Source organism: Flavobacterium sp. CR10, assembly GCF_055814415.1.
In genome coordinates this window covers 1,067,382-1,088,449 of the sequence record NZ_CP185985.1, presented here as the reverse complement: position 1 = coordinate 1,088,449, position 21,068 = coordinate 1,067,382, and the positions used below count along the sequence as shown (strand labels likewise).

The window sequence follows — 21,068 nt, the reverse complement described above, 5'->3', positions numbered from 1 at the left end:
TTATGCCCTTTTTCAAATTAAGAATTCGTGAAAATTCGTGAAATTCGTGGCAAACCGACGCAGATTAGAATCTTTTTAATCCTTTTAATCTGTGGCAAAAAAAAATAATAAATAACCATGCATCAATACTTCTACGCCATTCATTTATTTGTAAACCGAAGAAAATCTCTTTCGGTGCTGTTGGCTGTTTTGATGCTTTTAGTTTTTGGATTTTTCGCTTCAAGATTAAAATTTGAAGAAGACATTACCAAACTTATTCCAACCAACGATAAAACCGACGTTACCGCCAAAGTTTTAAAACAGCTAAACTTTGCCGATAAAACTACCGTAATTTTCAGCTTAGATAAAAATGGTTCTGCCGAGGATTTGAAAGAAATGGCAACTATATTTTCTGACAGTGTTTCTAAATCCTGTAAACCTTACATAAGTGGAATTCAAGGAAAAATAGACGAAGAAAACATTCAGGAAACTATTGATTTTGTTTACAATAATTTGCCTCTTTTTCTAGATGATAAAGATTATGCAGCTATCGAAAAGAAGCTTCAAAAAGATAGTATCGCAGCGACTGTTCAAGGAAATTACAAATCGATTATTTCTCCGTCTGGATTTATTACCAAAGATTTTATTCTGCAAGATCCGTTTGGGATTTCTTTTATTGCTTTAAAAAAATTACAGCAATTAAATATTGGAGACGATTTTACACTCGAAAATGGTTTTGTAATGACTAAGGATAAAAAGAAATTACTGCTTTTTATCACTTCGAATATTCCATCAAGCGAGACAGAAAAAAATAGCATTTTTGCTGAAAAGCTTAAATCGATTCAAGAAAACTTAAATGCAAAATTTAAAGGCAAAACCTCTATTAGTTATTTTGGTTCTGCTTTAATTGCTGTTGCCAATGCCAATCAGATTAAGGGAGATATTATTTTGACAACATCGATCGCGATGTTTACTTTAATGCTGATTCTGATTTTATTTTATAGAAAAGTCTTAATTCCGCTGATTATATTTTTGCCGACCGTTTTTGGCGGTTTGTTTGCCGTTGCGTTTTTATATTTCGTTAGAGAACAAATCTCAGCAATTTCATTAGGAATTGGTTCTATTTTACTCGGAATTACAATCGATTATTCTATACATATTCTCACACATTACAAACACAACAGCGACGTAAAAACATTGTACAAAGACATTACAATGCCCGTAATTATGAGCAGTTCTACAACTGCGGTTGCTTTTTTATGTTTGCTTTTTGTAAAATCGGATGCTTTAAATGATCTCGGAATTTTCGCTGCGGTTATTGTTATGGCAACGGGCGTTTTCTCACTTTTGATTGTTCCTCATTTATACAAGCCAACAGAAAATCCGGCTGAACACAAGAAAAATGTGATTGATAAAATGGCTCATTTTTCTTTTCATAACAACAAAATCTTAATTGGGCTTTGCGTTATCATTACCATAATTTGCTGTTTTACTTATAATGATGTTGGTTTTAATAACGATTTATCTCAGCTGAATTTTATTCCGAAAGAAATTAAAGCTGCCGAAAAACAGTTGGAAGAAAGCACCAGTTTAACTTCCAAAACAATTTATGTCGCTTCTTACGGAAAAACAATGGAAGAAGCTTTACAACACAATAGCAAACTTTTTGCCGATTTATCAAAGGAAAAAAATCAAGATAAAATTTTGAATTTCAGTTCTGTTGGCGGCATTGTGCTTTCACAAAAGGAACAATTACAAAAAATTGAAAAATGGAATTCATTCTGGACTTCACAGAAAAAACAATTCATCCAATCAGAATTAATTGCTGAAGGTTCAAAACTTGGTTTTAAGCCCACAACATACAATCTGTTTTTTGATCATTTAGATTTTGATTTCAAACCTGTCTCGGCGGAAGAATTTTTAAAAATAAAAGCACTTCAGTTACAAGAATTTATTACAGAGAAAAATGGTTTTTACACCGTTTCAACTTTAGTAAAAGTTGCTCCAGAACAGCGAGATGCTTTTGTAAAATCAGCTTCAGCAAAAGAAAACGTAATTGCAATCGATCGTCAGCAGATGAACGAAACGTTTTTCAGCACTTTAAAAACCGATTTTAATTCGCTTGTAAATTATTCTTTTGTTGCTGTAATCTTAATTCTGTTTTTCTTTTTCCGAAGAATCGAATTGGTAATCATTAGCTGTATTCCAATTGCGTTGACGGGAATTGTGACGGCTGGAATTATGGGCATTTTTGGCATTCAGATGAACATTTTCAGTATGATTGTCTGCACCTTAATTTTTGGTCACGGAGTCGATTTTAGTATTTTCATGACTAGTGCGTTGCAAAAAGAATATACCAATGGAGTCAACGAAATTGCCATTTACAGAACCTCAATTATTCTGGCAGTTATCACGACAATCTTAGGAATTGGTGCAATGATTTTTGCCAAACATCCTGCGCTTACTTCCATTTCACTGGTTTCATTAATTGGGGTTTTTGCCGCGCTGATCATTACATTTATTTTCTATCCGATTTTATTTAAGCTGTTTTTATCAAATCGTCCGAAAAAAGGAAATCCGCCGTTTCAATTGCGAACATTTATTCATGGCGTAATTTCATTTGCTTATTATGGTTTGGGCGGAATCGTAATGTCTATTTTCAGTTTTACGATTATGCCGATTTTGCCTTTCAGCAAAAAATCAAAAATGAAAGTTTTTCGATATGTGGTTTCAAAATTCATGAAATCGGTATTGTATTCCAATCCGTTCATACGCAAAAAAGTCGTTAATAATTTCAATGAAACTTTCGAAAAACCAGCCGTAATTATTGCCAATCATTCTTCGTTTCTGGACATTTTAGCGATCGGAATGCTAAGTCCAAAAATCATTTTCTTGGTGAGCGATTGGGTTTACAACTCTCCTATTTTTGGCGGTGTTGTGAGAAAAGCGGGATTTTATCCTGTTTCTGAAGGTCTTGAAGGCGGAGTGGAACATTTGCGTAAAAAAGTCAACGAAGGATATTCTTTGATGGTTTTTCCGGAAGGAACAAGATCAGAAAACAATGTTGTAAAAAGATTCCACAAAGGTGCATTTTTCCTTGCTGAAGAATTTAATTTGGATATTATTCCTATTGTAATTCATGGCGCGTCAGAATTAATTCCAAAAGGTGATTTTGTCATTCATCACGGAAAATTGACGGTTACCATCTTAGAAAGAATTACACCAGAAAATCTTTCTTTTGGAGCCAATTATGCCGAAAGAACTAAGCAAATCAGTACTTTCTTTAAATCTGAATACCGCAAAATAAGACAAGAACTTGAAGGTCCAGATTATTTTAAAACAATGCACATTAACAGTTACGATTATAAAGAAATCGAAATTGGAAATAGCGTGAAAAAAGATTTGAAACAGAATCTGGAAGTTTATTACAACCTAAATAAACACATTCAGCCAAAAGCGAAAATCCTACATTTAGGAAACGATTACGGGCAATTGGATGTTTTGTTGGCTTTGCAAGAACCACAGCGAAAGATATTTTCTTTTATAAATGATGAAGAAAAATTACTGGTTGCCAAAACGAATTATATCGTTACAAAAAGAAAAATATTATATCTCGAGAATTTAGAATCGGCACTTGAAAATCATTATGATGTTCTTTTGGTTTCTGATGAAAGTCAAGAAGATGAAATCGAGAAAGTAATTTCGAACGTTACTTCTGTAATTTTAGTGAATTGTTCTCGTTTAAGAAATCAATTTGAAGATTTTGAAGTGGTTTCTAAAGAAAATGCCTTAGTTGTTTTAAAGAAAAAATAATGAAAAAACAGTACGATGTAGTTATAATTGGCAGCGGTTTAGGCGGACTGGTTTCTGCTGTTATTCTTGCAAAAGAAGGCTACAGCGTTTGTGTACTCGAAAAAAACAATCAATACGGCGGAAATCTTCAGACTTTCGTAAGAGATAAAACCATATTTGATACCGGAATTCATTATATCGGAGGTTTAGGCGAAGGCCAGAATCTTCACCAATATTTCAAATATATCGGAATAATGGATCATTTGAATCTGAAAAAAATGGATGAAAATGGTTTTGATATAATTTCTTTTGATGACGATAAAACCGAATATCCACACGCTCAAGGTTTCGAGAATTTCATTGAAAAACTCACTCAATTTTTTCCTGAAGAAAAAGAGAATTTAGAAAAGTATTGCCAGAAAATAAAAGCAGTTTGCAAAACATTTCCGCTTTACAATCTGGAATCTCAGGGAAAATACGATGATGAGATTTTAGCGCTTAACGCGAAAGAAACTATCGATTCTTTTACTAAAAATGAAAAACTGAAAGCGGTTTTATCTGGATCTAATTTTCTGTATGCTGGAATAGCTGAAAAATCACCTTTTTATGTACATGCACTTATTGCCAATTCATACATTGAAAGTTCTTGGCGATGCATAAATGGCGGAAGCCAAATTACAAAACAGCTTCTTAAACAATTAAAAAAATATGGAGGCGAATTCTTCAAACATAAAGAAGTCATAAAAATTGAAGTTGAAAACCAAAAGGTGAATTCCGTAAAAATAAAAGACGGAACTGAGGTTTCGGGAACGTTTTTTATTTCGAATATCGAGCCGAAAACGACTTTGAAAATGGCTGGTCAGGAAAACTTCAGAAAACCATTTTTCAATAGAATTCAAAATCTCGAAAACGTACTTTCTGCTTTCAGTTTATACATTGTTTTTAAACCCAAAACTTTTAAATACATCAATCATAATTATTACCATTTTAAAAGTGCAAATGATGTTTGGACCGCGCACGAATATGACGAAAACTCATGGCCAAAAACTTTTATGGCTTCAATGAATCCGTCAAAAAAAGATGAGGAATGGGCAGATGGAATAACGGTTTTGACTTATATGAAATATGAAGATGTCAAAACTTGGGAAGATACTTTTAATACCACTTTTGAAGAAAATGATCGCGGCAAAAGTTACGAAGATTTCAAAGCTGAAAAAGCCGAAAAGCTTTTAAAAGAAATCGAAAAAAAATTTCCCGGAATTAGAGATTGCATCCAATCCGTTTATACTTCTACCCCGCTTTCCTATCGCGATTATATTGGCGGAGACGGCGGAAATATGTACGGATATGTTAAAGATTCCAATAATCCAATGAAAACTTTGATTCCTAACAAAACTAAGATAGAAAATCTTTATCTTACAGGCCAAAGTATTAATATGCACGGTGTCTTGGGTGTTACGGTTGGAGCGGTCATAACTTGCTCTGAAATTGTAGGAAAAGAATATCTGCTGGAAAAAATTAAAAAAGCATCTGAATAAATTATTTATGAAAAACCGAATCTTATATATTTTCTTCGTCGGTTTTTTAAGTTTGCTGACTTCCTGCGGTACTTCAAAATCAAAAAAACACACTCCCGATCTTACGGGTTTAAACAATACAAAACCTGTTGTAAACAAATTATCTGACAGTATTTTTATTACTGGAAAAAATTCGCTTGTAAAAAATAAACAAGGCCTTTGGGAATTATATGTAGAAGGCGATCCGCTAGAAATTGGACTTTCGACTGGCGCTCTGACCGATTCGCTTTTGCACAAACAGCAGCGTATTTTTTTCTCTAAAATTACCGATTTAATTCCGTCAAAATTTCAGCAAAAACTGCTTCGTCAGTTCTTGAAATGGTACAATCGAAAATTGTATTTGAATGTTCCTGACGAATATCAAACGGAAATTTATGGCGTTTCGCAATACACTTCAAATGACTTTGATAATATCGCACCGCAATATCAGCGCAGTTTATATCTGCATGCCGCGCACGATATTGGGCACGCTTTACAAGATCTTGCTTTGGTTGGCTGTTCTTCTTTTGCGGCTTGGAACGAAAAATCGGAAGATGGGAATTTAATTTTGGCTCGAAATTTTGATTTTTATGTCAATGACGCTTTCGCGGAAAATAAAATAGCTGCCTTTATAAAACCAGAAGAAGGTTATCCTTTTATGATGGTAACTTGGCCTGGAATGATTGGTGCCGTTTCTGGAATGAATTATAAAGGATTGACTGTAACGATAAATGCTTCAAAATCTAAAATCCCGCTTAGCGCAAAAACTCCGATTTCAATCTTGACTCGTGAAATTTTACAGCATGCTAAAAATTTAGATGAGGCTGTTGCAATCGCAAAAAAAAGAAAAGTATTTGTCTCTGAATCAATTATGGTCGGAAGTGCCAATGACAACAAAGCGATTTTGATTGAAGTTTCGCCAAATAAAATGGACGTTTATGATGTTCCAAACAGTGATCAATTAATTTGTTCCAATCATTTTCAAGGTGAAGCTTTCAAAGAAGATAAAAGAAATCTGGAACAAATTGCCAACAGCCATTCTGAATACCGTTACGAAAGAATGCAGGAATTGCTATCTGAAAATTCAAAAGTAAATCCTGAAATTGCTTCGGAAATTCTTCGAAACAAAGAAGGTTTAAAAGATATTTTTTTAGGATATGGAAACGAAAAAGCCTTGAACCAACTGCTGGCGCATCACGGAATTATATTTAAACCAAAAGAAAGATTGGTTTGGGTTTCGGCAAATCCGTATCAATTGGGCGAGTTTATATGTTATGATTTAAATGAAATTTTTGGTGAAAACAGAAATGCAACAAAATCTTTTCAAAAGGAAAATCTAAACATTGCCAAAGATCCTTTTTTAGAAACAGTTGCCTTTCAGAATTTTAAAAAATTCAAAATGGAAGATCACAAAATAGACTCTATCTTGAAAAAGAAAGAAACTGTTTCTGCAGAATTTCTCCAAAATTATCAAGCATTAAACCCCGATTATTGGGTTGTATATTATAAGGTAGGATTGTACTTTTACCAAAAAAAGGAATTTCTTCAGGCAAAGCTTAATTTTGAAAAAGCTTTAAGTCACGAAATCACCACGGCTCCTCAAAAAGAAGAGATTGAAAAATATTTAAAAAAAGTCAAAAGAAAATTACAATGATTCCAGCAATAGAAAAAGATTCTTTAGAAGAGATTAAAATTTTTCAAGAAAAAAAATTAGCCGAACTTTTAGCTTATATCAGCGAGAATTCTCCTTTTTATAAAAGACTTTTTGCAGGACAGAATATTGATATTTTGAAAGTAAAAACGCTGGAAGATTTACAGCATTTGCCTGTTACAACCAAAGAAGATTTACAGCAATACAATGATGATTTTTTGTGTGTCCCACAGCATAAAATTATCGATTACGCTTCGACATCAGGAACTTTAGGAGATCCTGTAACTTTTGGTCTAACCGATTCTGACTTGGATCGTTTAGCCTACAACGAAGCCATTTCGTTTGCCTGTGCAGGAATTGCAGAAGGCGATGTTGTTCAATTGATGACGACAATCGATAGAAAATTTATGGCTGGTCTTGCCTATTTTCTCGGACTTCGAAAACTGAAAGTGGGCGTAATTCGGGTTGGAGCGGGAATTCCTGAAATGCAATGGGATTCGATTTTAAAATACAATCCGAGTTATTTGATTACGGTTCCTTCTTTCCTTTTGAAATTAATTGAATACGCCGAAATGCACGGAATCGATTATAATAATTCGAGCATAAAAGGGGCAATTTGTATTGGAGAATCTTTGAGAGAACAGGATTTCTCGATGAATATTTTATCCAAAAAAATTACAGATAAATGGAATATTAAGTTGTTTTCGACTTATGCCTCTACTGAAATGAGTACTGCTTTTACAGAATGCGAACACGGAAAAGGCGGACATCATCATCCAGAATTGATCATTGTAGAAGTTTTAGACGAAAATAATCAGCCTGTAAAAAATGGAGAAACTGGAGAACTTACTTTTACTACTTTAGGAATTGAGGCGATGCCTTTACTGCGTTTCAAAACAGGCGATATGGTTCAGTTTCATGACGAGCCTTGCGCTTGCGGAAGAAATACTTTACGTGTTGGCCCAGTTGTCGGACGCAAAAAACAAATGATTAAATATAAAGGAACAACACTTTATCCGCCAGCAATGAACGATGTTTTGAGCAGTTTTGATAATATCGAAAATCACTTGATCGAAATTTCAACCAATGATTTAGGTACTGATGAAATTCTAATTAAGATTGCAGCTAAAAATCAAACCCCAGAATTTTTACAGGAAATAAAAGATCATTTTAGAGCCAAATTAAGAGTTACACCTAAAATAGAATTTGCTTCAAAGGAAATTTTGAATCCATTGGTTTTTAATCCAATGAGCCGAAAACCAATTCGATTTTTTGACTACAGAACTTCGTTCTAAGTTGCTAAGATACTGAGATTCTAAGGTTCTAAGTTTTTCTTTTTTAATATTAAATAAGGATAAAAAACTCAGAACCTTAGCATCTTAGAAACTTAGAATCTTTTTAATTGAACTAAAAGTTGTAATTTTGCAAAAAATTACGAAGATGGTCAAGATTGGCAACATAGAACTACCCGAATTTCCTTTACTACTAGCACCGATGGAAGATGTTAGCGATCCGCCGTTTCGCAGATTATGCAAAACGCATGGAGCTGACATGATGTATTCTGAATTTATTTCATCGGAAGGATTAATTCGTGACGCTATAAAAAGCCGCATGAAGCTGGATATTTTTGATTACGAACGTCCTGTTGGGATTCAGATTTTTGGAGGTGATGAAGAAGCGATGGAAATGTCGTCTAAAATCGTTTCTACTGTAAAACCAGATTTAGTAGATATCAATTTTGGGTGTCCTGTGAAAAAAGTGGTTTGCCGTGGTGCAGGAGCAGGAGTTTTAAAAGATGTCGATTTGATGGTTCGTTTAACAAAAGCGGTTATCAAAGGAACTGATTTGCCAGTTACGGTAAAAACACGTTTGGGTTGGGATGAAAACTCAATCAATATTGACGAAGTTGCTGAAAGACTTCAGGATATTGGTGTTCAAGCTTTAACAATTCACGCTAGAACTCGTGCGCAAATGTATAAAGGTCATTCTGACTGGTCGCATATTGCGCGTGTAAAAAACAATCCAAGAATTACAATGCCAATTTTCGGAAACGGAGATATCGACAGTCCTGAAAAAGCATTAAAATATAAAAACGAATACGGAATTGACGGAATCATGATTGGTCGTGCTGCAATTGGTTATCCGTGGATTTTTAACGAAATCAAGCATTATTTCAAAACGGGTGAGCACTTGCCTGCTCCAACAGTTATCGATCGTGTTGAAGCTGCAAGAAATCATTTAAAATGGTCAATGGAATGGAAAGGCGAGCGCTTAGGAATTGTTGAAATGAGACGTCATTACACGAACTATTTTAAAGGAATTCATTCGTTTAAAGAATTCAAACAAAAACTAGTTACCACAGATGCTCCTGAAGATTTATTCGCGATTATGAAAGAAATCGAAGAAGTTTATGCTGGATATGAGTTTGTTTAAAAAGTAAAAGAAAAGCCTTCAGAAATTGAAGGCTTTTTTATTTAATATATTTTTGTCTAAAATTATTCTATAATATTTTTTCCAGAATTTCTTTTAGCAAGCTCAATTACTGAGTTTAATTCTGAAAAGAATAATTCAGCTTCTTTTTTATTTCGAATGGATTTAGTCAAATTATCACTATAATTTACTTCTGTAACATCTCTTTCATCAACAAGGTTTTTTTCCGAAGCAGAAGCTAAAGCAATTTCCTGAATTTTATTAATCTTATTTTGAATTGATTCTTTCATAAATCTCAAACTATTTATTTCTTTCAGATAAAATGTTGTTTATCTCATCTTTCTTATGAGAGTAATGTTTTTTCTGAGGATGAAAGGAAATCTCTTTTAAAGTTGGACATTCTAATAATGGTACTAAATCGCCACTCTTACAATTCCAAAAATTAATTTTTTCTACCTTCTTCATACTTCTCACAAAATCTAGTGAATCTAAATCTGAAATTAATAATTCTTTTATACTTTTATTATTATTCAAAAAAGAATAATCAATTAATTTTTTACTTCCTTCCAAGGCTAACCATTCCAAGTTATCTAATTTTGCTAAACAGTCTGCATTCAATAAATTAGAATTATTCATTAACCAACATCTTTTTAATTTTTTCAGGTTTTCAATGCCATTAAGTGAAACCAGATTCTTTGAATTATCTAATCTTAAAAAAGTTAATTCTTCTAAATGAGCCAAGTCAAAACAATTTTCCTTAAAATATCTAGAAAAATAAAGCTCTTTTAAATTTATCAGAGAATTTAAATTTTTATAACTTTCATTATTAAGGTATAATTTTTCTAATTGGTTTAATTCTGCAAAATCAATATCTACCGGCAAAGCTAATGTGAGATCACACAATTCCTTTAAAGAATAAACGGCCTCAATATTTCTAACACTTTGAAGTTTAAAAGAATTATCAATTGATAGCTTTTTAATAAAAGTCTTATTTTTTAAAGGCGATAAATCTAAATCGCATTTAAAATCGCAGTCATCAACAAAACCTTTTATACGGATTGAATCATACGTTTTTTTCTCCGCTACATCAATACCTTCTTCCAAATACCGGGGATCGATTTCATACGCATTTATCGAGTCATTGTAAGTATGTCTTTTCATTAGCAGTTTTTTACAAAAATAGATTATTTTTCTTACTTTTTAACAATCCTAATCTATAAAAAAAGACCTTCCAATTAGAAGGCCTTTTTTCGTTTTATTACACTTGAACTCGTTTCCACTTTCCTCTTTTATAGAAAAATATCCCTGCTAAAGTAATCGCAGTTTCTGCAACTGGAATAGCTATAAAAACTCCTGTTGGTCCCATATTGAAATGCTTCGCTAAAACGAAAGCAAGCGGAATTTGAAACAGCCAAAAACCAAAGAAGTTAATTCCAGTTGGTGTCCAGGTATCTCCTGCTCCATTGAAAGTGTTGATCAAAACCATCCCAATTCCGTAGAAAATAAATCCGATGCTCATGATCTGCAACGCTTCAATCGCAATGGTTTTTACCTGCTGATCATTCGTGAAAAACGAAATAATATATTGCCCGAAAACCAAAGTAATAATCATGATTGAAGCCATGAAAATTACATTATATCTGGCTGTTGTATAAACCGATTTTTCTGCACGTTCGATTTGTTTGGCTCCTAAGTTTTGTCCAACCAAAGTGGCTGCTGCATTACTTAATCCCCAAGCGGGAAGTATGAAAAACATCATAATTCTCAAAGCAGTCTGATATCCCGCAGAACCGTGGTCTCCACCAGTTGTTGCCACTAACTGCGCTAAGAAAATCCAGCTGCAAGAAGCAATTACAAATTGTAGAATTCCAGGAGCTGCAATTTTTACTAAAGCATTTATTTGAGTAAAATCTGGAGCGAAATATGGTATTTTGATTTTTAAAACTCCATTTCCAAAAAATAAATGATAAACTTGATACAAGACCCCAATACTTCTTCCAATAGTAGTTGCTAGAGCTGCTCCAATTAATCCGAAAGCTGGAACTGGCCCGAAACCATTAATTAAAATCGGACATAAAATGATATTGCAAATATTGGCAATCCAAAGACTTTTCATTGCAATTGCTGCATTTCCCGCTCCACGAAAAATTCCGTTTATCAAGAACAAAAGCATAATACACAAGCTCGAACCAATCATAATTTGCGTAAATCGGAAACCATGTTCGGCAGATTCTACAGAAGAACCCATCAGAATCAAAATCTCTTTTGCGTATATAATTCCGAAAATACTTAATACACTATTAATTGCAAATGCTATAATAATGGCTTGCATTCCAGCTTTTGCTGCTGCAACAGGATCTTTTTCTCCAATACGCCTCGCTACAACTGCTGTTGCCGCCATACTCATTCCTATGGCGAGAGAATAAATTACTGTCAACACCGATTCGGTTAAACCAACCGTCTGAATAGCAAAACTGCTGTGTTCCAAATGTCCAACAAAATATAAATCGACCAAAGCAAAAACCGATTCCATCATCATTTCTAAAACCATTGGAATGGCCAATAGAATTACTGCTTTTTTAATACTCCCAGAAGTATAGTCAAAAGATTCGTCGCCTTTTAAAGCCTGTTTAATTGTGGTAAAAATTTTGGAAATAAAACTTTCCTTTATAGATGTTTCTGTCATGATATTTTAGGATAAATGATAAAATTGGTCCAGATGTATCTTGAATCTGAACTAAAAAAGTAAAATGTAAGTATCCTAATTATTCTAAAAAATAAAATAGGATTAGGCAGAAACAATCATATGCTGTAGATTTTCAAGGCGGTAAATATAAGTAATATTTTTAAAGAAGAAATTAATCTAGTAATTTTTTACTTACGCGACTGCTTGCAATTAGCGAAGCAACAAACCCTAAAGAGATAATTGTTGTCATAACAATAAGAACATTTTCTACTGTAAAAACAACTGGGTAAGCCAGAGTTGGCGTAATCATGATAAGTTCAAATTTCTGCTGTAATATCACGAGAATAATACCTAAAATAAGTCCGATCAAGCCACCAAATACGCTTAATAAAGTTCCTTGCAACAAAAATATTTTTCGAAGATCACCAATATCTGATCCTAAATTGAAAAGTGTTTTTAGATTTCCTTTCTTTTCTAAAATCATCATAATCAAGGCGCCAATCAAATTAAAAAGTGCTACAATGATTACTAAGGTAAATATGAGATAAACCGCGATATTTTCAGTATTGAGCATTTTGTATAAAGACTCGTTTAACTGGGCTCTATTTTTTAAAGTGATCTTATTTTTAAAAATAGAATTAAGTTTTGATTTTACAGCGCTTTCATCTGCGTTTTCTTTTAATTTAAATTCTAATCCCGAGATTTGATTGTGCTTGTACATTAACAATTCTTGCACTAAACCTAAATCTGCAAATACGTATTTTGAATCTAAATCTTCGCTGATGGAATAAATCCCAACAGGCAAAACATCAGTTTTATTGAAAGCCTCTTCTGGATTTTCGATTCCGCCCTTTCCTGGTTTTGGAGCAAAAATCTGTAGCGGATTTTCAAAATCCAAAATTCCCATGGAGAAATTTTGAGCTAAACCATAACCAATTACAACTTGAAAACTATCTGGTTTTAGCCATTGACCATTAAAAAGTTTTTTCTTGATATCGTTAACAACTGGATATAAGCTGTCAACACCTTTTAAATAGGTAACTTGCTGTTTGTCTTTAAACAAAAACAAAACACGTTCTTCTATAATTTTGGTGTAAGAAGCGACACCATCTATTTTTTTGATTTGATTTTCCTGATCGGGCGTAATTAAAAATGATTTTCCATAAGTGCTTGTCAATTTTAAATCAGGATCGATTTCGTTTGTAAACGAAAGACTAAAAACCTTTAACCCACTGAAAACAGATAAAACTACAAACAAAGCCATTGTACCAACAATGATTCCCATGCTGGCAATACGGTTGATAATATTGATAGCATTATTTTTACTGCTGCTAAAAATATAACGTTTGGCTATGTATAAAGGGAAATTCAAATTATGATTTTCTTCTTTTTTCTAAAAGATCACGATTTTCTATTGGGTTTTCTTTTCCTGCAAGTGCATTGTCAATTTTCTCGATATAATCTAGAGAATCGTCTATAAAGAAAACCAAATTCGGAACACGACGTAATTGCAAACGTACACGCTGTGACAAATCATGTTTGATTAAATTTGAATTTGTTTTTATGGCTTCTAAAGTTTCTTTGGCTTTTTCTTGCGGAAAAATGCTTAAATATACTGTCGCTATAGATAAATCTGTAGTTACACTTACTTTGGATACTGAAATTACCAAGTTTGTAATTCCATTTTTTCTCACTTCACCTTGCAAAATGTCAACCAGATCTTTCTGAAGAACACCGCCTATTTTTTTCTGTCTATTTGTTTCCATACTGCAAAAATACTACTTTTAAATTTTACTCTCTACAATTTCAAATGAACAATGAAATGATTTTTATATTCTGATATCGTTTTCTTCAAAATAACTTCATTTCTTTTGCTAAATAACGCTAATTCGTCCTTTTTAATTCTCTCTATTTCAATATTTAAAGATGATAAAAATCATATTTATTGTCTGAAATATTTTACACCTTTAATATAAAATAAAAGCCAAAATATTATGAAAAAAAGAGAACCAATCAGTCACATTATGACAAAAACTGTAGTTACTGCAAACGAAAAAGATGATCTTAAAACAGTAGTCGAAAAATTAAAAGCAAATACAATCCGTCACATTCCAATTGTAAAAGGTAAGGAAGTAATTGGAATAATCAGCCGAACAGATATTAACCGATTGACTTTTGGTGCTTTGTTTGAAGGTCAACAAAATGCCGATGAAGCGATACTAGAAATGCTAACCATCTCTCAAGTTATGACTTCGAAACCGAAAACAGTATCATCTGATACTATCATTCGAGATTTAGCAGAAATTTTTGTGAAAGAAGATTTTCATGCTCTTCCAGTTGTTGATAAAGGCGAACTAAAAGGAATTGTAACAACTACTGATGTTGTAAGATATTTTCTAGAACAATATGATTAAATTATAATTGAATAAAAAAGGGAGCTAAATGCTCCCTTAATTTTTTATCTGCTTTGCAGCCATCCTTCCGGATTATTGTTTGATGTATTTTGTAGAATAAGGAATTTTATAATTGTTTTTCCTGTATCTCCACTTGTTCTAACTCTTCCTATAGTCTGTTTAGTTGTCACTTTATCTCCTTGACTTACCGAAACCGAACTTAAGTTTTGATATACCGTAAAGTAATCTCCATGCTGAATCACAACTGCTTTATTTACTGGCGACAATACGATAACTTTAGAAACTTCTCCAGCAAATACTGCTCTAGCGCTTGCTCCATCCTCTGTAGTAATCTCAACTCCAGAATTATGAACAGTGATTGAAGGATGTAGCGGGTGTGGTTGATCTCCATAACCAAGCGAAATAAATCCTTTTTCTACTGGCCAAGGCAATCTTCCTCTGTTTGCTTTAAAGTCTGCTGCTAGAATTTTATCTTCTGGAGTTAGTGCGATTTTTGAAGAAGAAACTGGTGCTTTTGCTTCACTAGAACCTGGATTTGCTTTTGCTCTTTCGGCTGCCGCTTTTCTATTTGCTTCTGCAATCGCTTCACGGATTAATCGGTCAATCTGTTTGTCAATTCTCTTCGCTTCATTTTGTTTTGATCGAATATCAGCAGCAATTTTATTTTTATCTTTTTTAAGGGCATTAACCAATTTCTGCTGCTCTTTTTTCTCTGCTTCTAGAGTAACTTTCTCCTTTTGATTTTCAGCAATAATCTTCTTTTTTACTTGTCTCTGCCCATCCAATTTAGCATTAAAATCAACTAACTGAGCTGTTTTTGATTGAATTTCAAGACCTTGATTTTTTCTGAATGCAGTATATTGCTTTAAATATTGTGCTCTTTTATAAGCTTGCAAAAAACTTTCAGAAGATAAAATGAACATTGCTCGGCTTTGCTCAGAACGGCTTTTGTATGATTTTAAAATCATCTCAGCATAGTCTTCTTTTAAAACTTTTAGTTCTTTTTTAAGTTTATTTACCTGAACCTGATTAATGTACATATCATTACTAATCAGCCTTTCTTGTTTTGCCGTTGTATTGATTAATTTCTCTTTAAGTTTGATTTTATTTGCCTGAATTAAATATTCGTTTACGGCAGATTTCTCTTTTTTTCGAACAGATTGCAACATCTTTTCGTTATCTCTGATTTCCTGCTGAATTTGAGCTTTACGCTGCTCCAGTTTTTCTTGCTGAGAATCCTGCGCCCATACAAATGTAGTGGCACAAATTAAAACTAGACTTAGGAGAAATTTTGGCATGTTTCTGTTTTTATTTTTGCAAATTTACTTAATTGTCATCTTTTTATAACCGCTCGGAACGCTATAAGGAAAAGTAAGTTGTTCATTAAATGAAATATTGTTGTAATTCAAATTAATACTTGTTTTGCCTTTTGGCTGAACGGCATTGATTTCTATACTCGTTGGAAGTATCCCTTGATCAAAAGTTTTGCTGTCTGAGTAAGCAATCTGTAATGTTCTATTTTCAGATGGTTGCGAAATCTCTTCTTTCTGAATTAAATATTTCTCTCCATCCAAGAAAAAAGTCTTTTTTAAATTAGCATCTTTTTCTTCGTCAAGTCTGAATAAATTATCTACGATTGTTTGAGTATATTTTCCTTTTCTTAAATCGTCAAAAGCTTCTCCAACCAATAGATTTTGAACTTTACTATAATCTAAATCTGTTCCTAACCATTTACTTAAACTAGTAAAATCTCCTTCGTAATAAGTACTGTTTATTTTCTCATAATAACTCACTGCATCAGGAGTTATTAAAGCTTTAGCCATTGTGATTCCTAAAAAACGAACACTTATTAGAATCTGCTTGTCTTTTTCAATTCTAATTTCAGCTGTAACATTCTGGCTTTGCTTTTCATCAACATATTTTGCACTTGCTTTTATGTACAAAGTCGAAAAATCTAACTTGTTGTCGTAATGTTTTTCAATTACTTTTTTGTCTTCTTTCTCTACAATTGTCTGGCTTGTATTTCCTTGCACTGCTACTGCTTTGGATTTGCATGAAACTACGGCAATAGACAATACTAGTATTGATATATATTTTTTCATCTAAATTTTATTTTTTCTTTTTTAATAATTCATTTGCCTTCAAAAAGTATTCCTCTTTTTTCTTCGCATCTCCCAATCCATTGTATGCCTCTCCTAACTGAATATTAAAATTTGATTCTAATTTTACGTCATCCACTACATAATCAAGACCCATTTCTAAGACGGTTTTTGCATTTTTAAATTGTTTCTGCTGATTGCTCCCTAAACCAGCATAATAGTAAAATTGAGCCTGACTTGGATAAACTTCAATCAGCATCATAGCTCTTTTGGTCATTGGCTCGTATTGTTTTGCCTGCGCATAAGCATCCAGCAATAACATATTAGTTTCAAGATCTGTATCTGAATTCGCTTTTAAATCTTTTTCATAATATTTAATAGCATTTTCAAACTGTCCTTTGCTATGGTAAAATTTTCCAATTTCTTTGGCGACATCAACATTCTTATCATTATCAAAATAAGAAATAGCTTTTTCTAAATCGGCAGAATACTGTGGATTTTTATTTACATAAATCAAAAATTCATTCAAAGTTCTATGTTTGATTTTTGAATCGATTTTTGAACTTGCCAAAATCACGTTCATCGATTTTATAGCTTTATCTGCCTGATTGGCATCTAAGTAGGTTTTGAACAAACTCACCTGTCCCCATTCTGAATTTGGAATTTCTTTAGCCAGCTGTTTTGCTACTTCCAGCGATTTCTCATTTTCATTGTTTTTTGAATACAATAAAATAAGATTCAAATAATTGGATTCTTCTTTCGGATCTTTTTTAATCTGCTGAATTAGATTGTCAATTTCAGCATTCTGATATTTCCCTTGCGATAAAATCTGAGCCTTGTAAATTTCGCGATCAGAAGATTTTCCGAACTTATCGTTCATTTCGTTAATCGCGATCAATGCCTTATCGTACTGATTGGTAATCATGTACAACGAAATCAAGTCATCTTTATATTCTTCGTCAAAAACAATTATTTTTTGAATAATTTCAATCGCCAAAGGATAGTTTTTTGTCTCGTAACTTACATCGTAAATTCCAAGCCAGAACCATTTGTTTTTAGGATCAAGCTGTGTGGCTTTCTCAAAAGCGGTTTGTGCATTTTGATATTCTTTAAGCGCAAAATAGTTTTTTCCTAATTCAAAATAAGCAACTGCATCATTGGGTTTAAGTTTAATACATTTCTCCAATGATACAATGGCTTTATCATAATTTTCAATTCCTTTTTGTTTTAATGATTCATAAAATGAGTCTTGATATTCGTCTGTTGCCATAGCAATATCCTCGGGTTCTGTCTGAGCAAAAACCGAAAATGATGTGCTGAATAAAGCAAAAACCAATATTGTAAAAACTCCTTTTTTAATCATTTCTAAAAATTACATTTTAAACAAAACGAAACTTTCTCAATTTTTATTTTATTCTAAAACAGCGTAATCTCCAATGCTGATGCTTGTAAATTTTCCATCGTAACTTACATGATTTCCGATCATTGCATTGTCTAAAGCAGCATTTTTAATTTGAGAATAAGTCTGGATCAAACTATTTTTGATTGTACTGTCTGACACGTGGCATCCTTTTCCAAGAGAAACATTTGGACCTATTGTCGTGTTTTTCAGAACAACATTTTCTCCAATATAACAAGGAGGAATAATTGTTGAATTTTCTAAAGTCACACCATAATCTACTAAATGCTCTCCATCATTGTGAAGAAAACCAAGCATTCTTGTGTTTGTTTCAACTGTAACGTCTTTGTTACCACAATCCATCCACTCATCTACGCTTCCTGTTTTGAAAACTTTTCCGTTTGCCATCATCGCTTTGATACCATCATTAATCTGGTATTCTCCACCATTCTGAATATTATTATCTAAAACATTTTGAAGTTCATTTCTCAAAATTCCAACTTCTTTAAAATAATAAATTCCGATAACAGCTAAGTCACTAACAAACTCTTTTGGTTTTTCAACCAATTCTATAATTTCATTATTTTGGTTCAGTTTTACAACACCAAAAGCCTCTGGCTGATCTACTTGTTTTACCCAGATTACCGCATCTGCTTCTGGATCTAATTCAAAATCTGCTCTAATTAAAGTATCTGCATAAGCAATTACAGCTGGACCAGAAAGAGATTCTTTTGCACACATAATAGCGTGTCCAGTTCCTAGTGGCTGATCTTGACGATAGATGGAAGCTTTTGCTCCTAATCCTTTTGCTAGATCTTCTAAACTTGCTACAACATCATCTCCAAAGAAAGCTTCGTCTCCTAAAATAAAAGCAACTTCTTCAATTGGTTCTTTTAATATTTTGGCAATATCTTCAACTAAACGGTGTACGATAGATTTCCCTGCAACTGGAATTAAAGGTTTTGGAACCGTTAATGTATGAGGCCTCAATCTTGATCCGCGGCCTGCCATTGGCACAATTATTTTCATTCTTTATTTGATTTTTATGGGAAGATCTCTAAAAATCTTCATTGGGTTTGGTCTTTGTTTTTCTATTATTTTTCTCCAGTGCTTCCAAAGCCTCCTTCACCTCTTGATGTTTCAGAAAGTGTTTCAACTTCAATCCATTCAGCTCTTTCGTGTTTTGCAATAATCAGCTGTGCAATTCGCTCTCCATTTTCGATTACAAAATCGTCATTAGATAAATTTACTAAAATTACTCCGATTTCTCCTCTGTAATCTGCATCAACAGTTCCTGGCGAATTCAAAACCGTTACGCCTTTTTTAGCAGCCAGTCCGCTTCTTGGTCTTACTTGTGCTTCATAACCAATCGGCAACTCGATAAAAAGTCCTGTTTTTACAATAGTTCTTTCTAAAGGTTTTAACGTAATTGGTTCTATAATATTGGCACGCAGATCCATTCCTGCAGAAGCAATCGTTTCGTAGTTTGGTAAATCGTGCTGTGATTTATTGATAATTTGAATTTTCATTTTTTGAATATAATTTTTTAAAGCGTCTTATTTTCTTTTCATTATTCCTTTAATAGTATCTTTTTCAAAATGGTAAACCATGTACATAAAGATTAAAAGAAGCGGAATTCCAACATAATATTTTTCTCTAAATCCGTAAAATGAGATTATTGAAAATACTATTGAAACGCCTAAATAAGCACCAATCTTGTTCATATCATAAGGAATTGGATAGTATTTATTTCCTAAAACATAAGAAATAAGCATCATACTTCCGTAAGCTGAAATAGTTGCAATTGCAGATCCGTAATAGCTGTATTTTGGAATTAAAAGATAATTTAAAATTAAGGTAACAATAGCTCCAACAATAGAAATGTAAGCTCCAATTTTTGTTTTGTCTGTTAATTTGTACCAAACCGATAAATTGTTGTAGATACCCAAAAAGAAATTTGCCAAAATAATTAATGGCACAACTTTCATAGCTTCCCAATACGATTTGTTATCTAATAATAAATATTTTAAAACGTCTGCAAAAACAATTACTCCTAATAAAATTAATGATCCCAAAATCACAAAGTATTTCGTAATTACCGCGTAAGTCTGGGGAGCATTTTCATTTTTGGCATGACTAAAAAAGAAAGGCTCAATTCCTAATCTAAAAGCTGTAGCAAAAAGAACCATAAACAATCCTAATTTGTAGCAGGCAGAATAGGCTCCAACTTCAGATTTTGCCAAGTTTTCAGGAAGTAAATATCCTAATAGAATTTTATCGAAATGTTCATTTACTGCAAAAGCCAATCCGGCAACCAAAATAGGAAGTCCGTATTTCATCATTTTTTTCCAAAGTACGGGATCGAATTTTCGTCCAAGCGAAAGATAATTTGGAGAAAGTACCACAAAAGTTGCTAAACTTGCCAGAAGATTGGCAATGAAAATATAAGCAATCTGGAAATTTTGAACATATAAATTATCCCAAATAGAATTTGGGTTTGCCTCTGCCAATTTTGGAAGATACATCAAGAAAAATATATTCAGCAATAAGTTTATAACAACATTTCCAATCTTGATAGCCGCATAAACCATTGGTCTCTGATTGGCTCTAAGTTTTGAAAATGGAATTAAAACTAGTGCGTCTAAAACTAAAATCCATACCGTATAAGTAATGTATTGAACATCAACTTCGGCTAAATTTGCTAGTGTATTTCTAAAAATCAATCCAGCAAAAAGAAAGATTATTGAGGTCCAAAATATAGAAATGGTAGAAGTTGCGATTACATTTTTCTTGTCCTCTTCGGCACTATAGAACCTAAAAAATGCCGTTTCCATTCCATAAGAAAGCACCACGTTAAAGAAAACCATCCAAGACAATACAATCGAAACTTCACCATACTCAGCTGTAGGCAAAATTCCAGTATATAATCTCACTAATAAAAAACTCAGCATTCTCGGTAAAACTGTAGCCAGTCCGTAAATTGCCGTTTGCTTGAATAGATTTTTATATAATCCCAAAATATAATTCTAATAATGTTTGTAAGACAAAAATAACCATTTCTT

The 21,068-nt window shown here is 32.8% G+C and carries 17 protein-coding genes; 6 read left to right on the top strand and 11 right to left on the bottom strand.

What is annotated here, in order from left to right:
* Positions 1–117: 117 nt before the first annotated feature.
* From ACNRYB_RS04970 to dusB, 5 genes are all read left to right on the top strand, one after another.
* Positions 118–3,792: a 1-acyl-sn-glycerol-3-phosphate acyltransferase gene (locus ACNRYB_RS04970; protein WP_473729408.1), complete on the top strand. Its 3,675-nt coding sequence runs from the start codon at positions 118–120 to the stop codon at positions 3,790–3,792.
* Positions 3,792–5,309 (top strand): phytoene desaturase family protein, encoded by a 1,518-nt coding sequence (locus ACNRYB_RS04965; RefSeq protein ID WP_129745838.1) that lies wholly within the window; start codon positions 3,792–3,794, stop codon positions 5,307–5,309. The genes ACNRYB_RS04970 and ACNRYB_RS04965 overlap by 1 nt, the downstream gene beginning before the upstream one ends.
* Positions 5,310–5,316: 7 nt before the next feature.
* Positions 5,317–6,981, top strand: a complete 1,665-nt coding sequence (locus tag ACNRYB_RS04960) for a C45 family autoproteolytic acyltransferase/hydolase (protein ID WP_473729407.1) — start codon at positions 5,317–5,319, stop codon at positions 6,979–6,981.
* A complete protein-coding gene (flxY, locus tag ACNRYB_RS04955; protein ID WP_473729406.1) occupies positions 6,978–8,273 on the top strand; it encodes a flexirubin biosynthesis putative acyl-CoA ligase FlxY in 1,296 nt (431 codons plus the stop codon). Before ACNRYB_RS04960 ends, flxY begins: the two co-directional genes overlap by 4 nt.
* Positions 8,274–8,418: 145 nt before the next feature.
* On the top strand, positions 8,419–9,411 hold the full coding sequence (gene dusB / locus ACNRYB_RS04950) for a tRNA dihydrouridine synthase DusB (protein ID WP_473729405.1): 993 nt from the start codon (positions 8,419–8,421) through the stop codon (positions 9,409–9,411).
* Between the two features lie 62 nt (positions 9,412–9,473).
* Here dusB and ACNRYB_RS04945 read toward each other — a convergent pair whose 3' ends face one another.
* The 5 genes from ACNRYB_RS04945 to rbfA all read right to left on the bottom strand — a co-directional run bounded on the left by ACNRYB_RS04945 (position 9,474) and on the right by rbfA (position 13,860).
* Complete coding sequence (locus ACNRYB_RS04945; RefSeq protein ID WP_473729404.1) at positions 9,474–9,698, bottom strand: hypothetical protein; 225 nt, start codon at positions 9,696–9,698, stop codon at positions 9,474–9,476.
* Positions 9,699–9,708: 10 nt separating this feature from the next.
* Positions 9,709–10,569, bottom strand: a complete 861-nt coding sequence (locus tag ACNRYB_RS04940) for a hypothetical protein (protein WP_473729403.1) — start codon at positions 10,567–10,569, stop codon at positions 9,709–9,711.
* A gap of 97 nt (positions 10,570–10,666) precedes the next feature.
* Positions 10,667–12,094 (bottom strand): MATE family efflux transporter, encoded by a 1,428-nt coding sequence (locus tag ACNRYB_RS04935; RefSeq protein ID WP_473729402.1) that lies wholly within the window; start codon positions 12,092–12,094, stop codon positions 10,667–10,669.
* A gap of 172 nt (positions 12,095–12,266) precedes the next feature.
* Positions 12,267–13,466, bottom strand: a complete 1,200-nt coding sequence (locus tag ACNRYB_RS04930; RefSeq protein WP_473729401.1) for an ABC transporter permease — start codon at positions 13,464–13,466, stop codon at positions 12,267–12,269.
* 1 nt (position 13,467) lies between these two features.
* Complete coding sequence (rbfA, locus tag ACNRYB_RS04925; protein WP_201999183.1) at positions 13,468–13,860, bottom strand: 30S ribosome-binding factor RbfA; 393 nt, start codon at positions 13,858–13,860, stop codon at positions 13,468–13,470.
* 228 nt (positions 13,861–14,088) lie between these two features.
* Between rbfA and ACNRYB_RS04920 the strand changes: the two genes are divergently transcribed.
* A complete protein-coding gene (locus ACNRYB_RS04920) occupies positions 14,089–14,508 on the top strand; it encodes a CBS domain-containing protein (protein WP_263523773.1) in 420 nt (139 codons plus the stop codon).
* A gap of 44 nt (positions 14,509–14,552) precedes the next feature.
* On the opposite strand, the gene ACNRYB_RS04915 is transcribed toward ACNRYB_RS04920, so the two are convergent.
* From ACNRYB_RS04915 to ACNRYB_RS04890, 6 genes are all read right to left on the bottom strand, one after another.
* Entirely contained in the window at positions 14,553–15,806 is a 1,254-nt protein-coding gene (locus ACNRYB_RS04915; RefSeq protein ID WP_129745831.1) for a murein hydrolase activator EnvC family protein, read from the bottom strand.
* 24 nt (positions 15,807–15,830) lie between these two features.
* Complete coding sequence (gene lolB1 / locus ACNRYB_RS04910) at positions 15,831–16,610, bottom strand: lipoprotein insertase outer membrane protein LolB1 (protein ID WP_129745830.1); 780 nt, start codon at positions 16,608–16,610, stop codon at positions 15,831–15,833.
* 7 nt (positions 16,611–16,617) lie between these two features.
* Positions 16,618–17,970, bottom strand: a complete 1,353-nt coding sequence (locus tag ACNRYB_RS04905; RefSeq protein WP_473729400.1) for a tetratricopeptide repeat protein — start codon at positions 17,968–17,970, stop codon at positions 16,618–16,620.
* A gap of 48 nt (positions 17,971–18,018) precedes the next feature.
* Entirely contained in the window at positions 18,019–19,035 is a 1,017-nt protein-coding gene (locus ACNRYB_RS04900; RefSeq protein WP_091129097.1) for a sugar phosphate nucleotidyltransferase, read from the bottom strand.
* 65 nt (positions 19,036–19,100) lie between these two features.
* Positions 19,101–19,535: a dUTP diphosphatase gene (gene dut, locus ACNRYB_RS04895; protein ID WP_473729399.1), complete on the bottom strand. Its 435-nt coding sequence runs from the start codon at positions 19,533–19,535 to the stop codon at positions 19,101–19,103.
* Between the two features lie 27 nt (positions 19,536–19,562).
* Complete coding sequence (locus ACNRYB_RS04890) at positions 19,563–21,023, bottom strand: lipopolysaccharide biosynthesis protein (RefSeq protein WP_473729398.1); 1,461 nt, start codon at positions 21,021–21,023, stop codon at positions 19,563–19,565.
* Positions 21,024–21,068: the final 45 nt, after the last annotated feature.

Excerpts from the sequence above, each read along its gene's own strand:
- ACNRYB_RS04920 (WP_263523773.1), top strand. The coding sequence starts at position 14,089 with ATGAAAAAAAGAGAACCAATCAGTCACATTATGACAAAAACTGTAGTT.
- ACNRYB_RS04905 (WP_473729400.1), bottom strand. The coding sequence starts at position 17,970 with ATGATTAAAAAAGGAGTTTTTACAATATTGGTTTTTGCTTTATTCAGC.
- ACNRYB_RS04970 (WP_473729408.1), top strand. The coding sequence starts at position 118 with ATGCATCAATACTTCTACGCCATTCATTTATTTGTAAACCGAAGAAAA.
- ACNRYB_RS04900 (WP_091129097.1), bottom strand. The coding sequence starts at position 19,035 with ATGAAAATAATTGTGCCAATGGCAGGCCGCGGATCAAGATTGAGGCCT.
- rbfA (WP_201999183.1), bottom strand. The coding sequence starts at position 13,860 with ATGGAAACAAATAGACAGAAAAAAATAGGCGGTGTTCTTCAGAAAGAT.
- lolB1 (WP_129745830.1), bottom strand. The coding sequence starts at position 16,610 with ATGAAAAAATATATATCAATACTAGTATTGTCTATTGCCGTAGTTTCA.
- dusB (WP_473729405.1), top strand. The coding sequence starts at position 8,419 with ATGGTCAAGATTGGCAACATAGAACTACCCGAATTTCCTTTACTACTA.
- ACNRYB_RS04940 (WP_473729403.1), bottom strand. The coding sequence starts at position 10,569 with ATGAAAAGACATACTTACAATGACTCGATAAATGCGTATGAAATCGAT.
- ACNRYB_RS04945 (WP_473729404.1), bottom strand. The coding sequence starts at position 9,698 with ATGAAAGAATCAATTCAAAATAAGATTAATAAAATTCAGGAAATTGCT.
- ACNRYB_RS04935 (WP_473729402.1), bottom strand. The coding sequence starts at position 12,094 with ATGACAGAAACATCTATAAAGGAAAGTTTTATTTCCAAAATTTTTACC.
- ACNRYB_RS04965 (WP_129745838.1), top strand. The coding sequence starts at position 3,792 with ATGAAAAAACAGTACGATGTAGTTATAATTGGCAGCGGTTTAGGCGGA.
- dut (WP_473729399.1), bottom strand. The coding sequence starts at position 19,535 with ATGAAAATTCAAATTATCAATAAATCACAGCACGATTTACCAAACTAC.
- ACNRYB_RS04960 (WP_473729407.1), top strand. The coding sequence starts at position 5,317 with ATGAAAAACCGAATCTTATATATTTTCTTCGTCGGTTTTTTAAGTTTG.
- flxY (WP_473729406.1), top strand. The coding sequence starts at position 6,978 with ATGATTCCAGCAATAGAAAAAGATTCTTTAGAAGAGATTAAAATTTTT.
- ACNRYB_RS04915 (WP_129745831.1), bottom strand. The coding sequence starts at position 15,806 with ATGCCAAAATTTCTCCTAAGTCTAGTTTTAATTTGTGCCACTACATTT.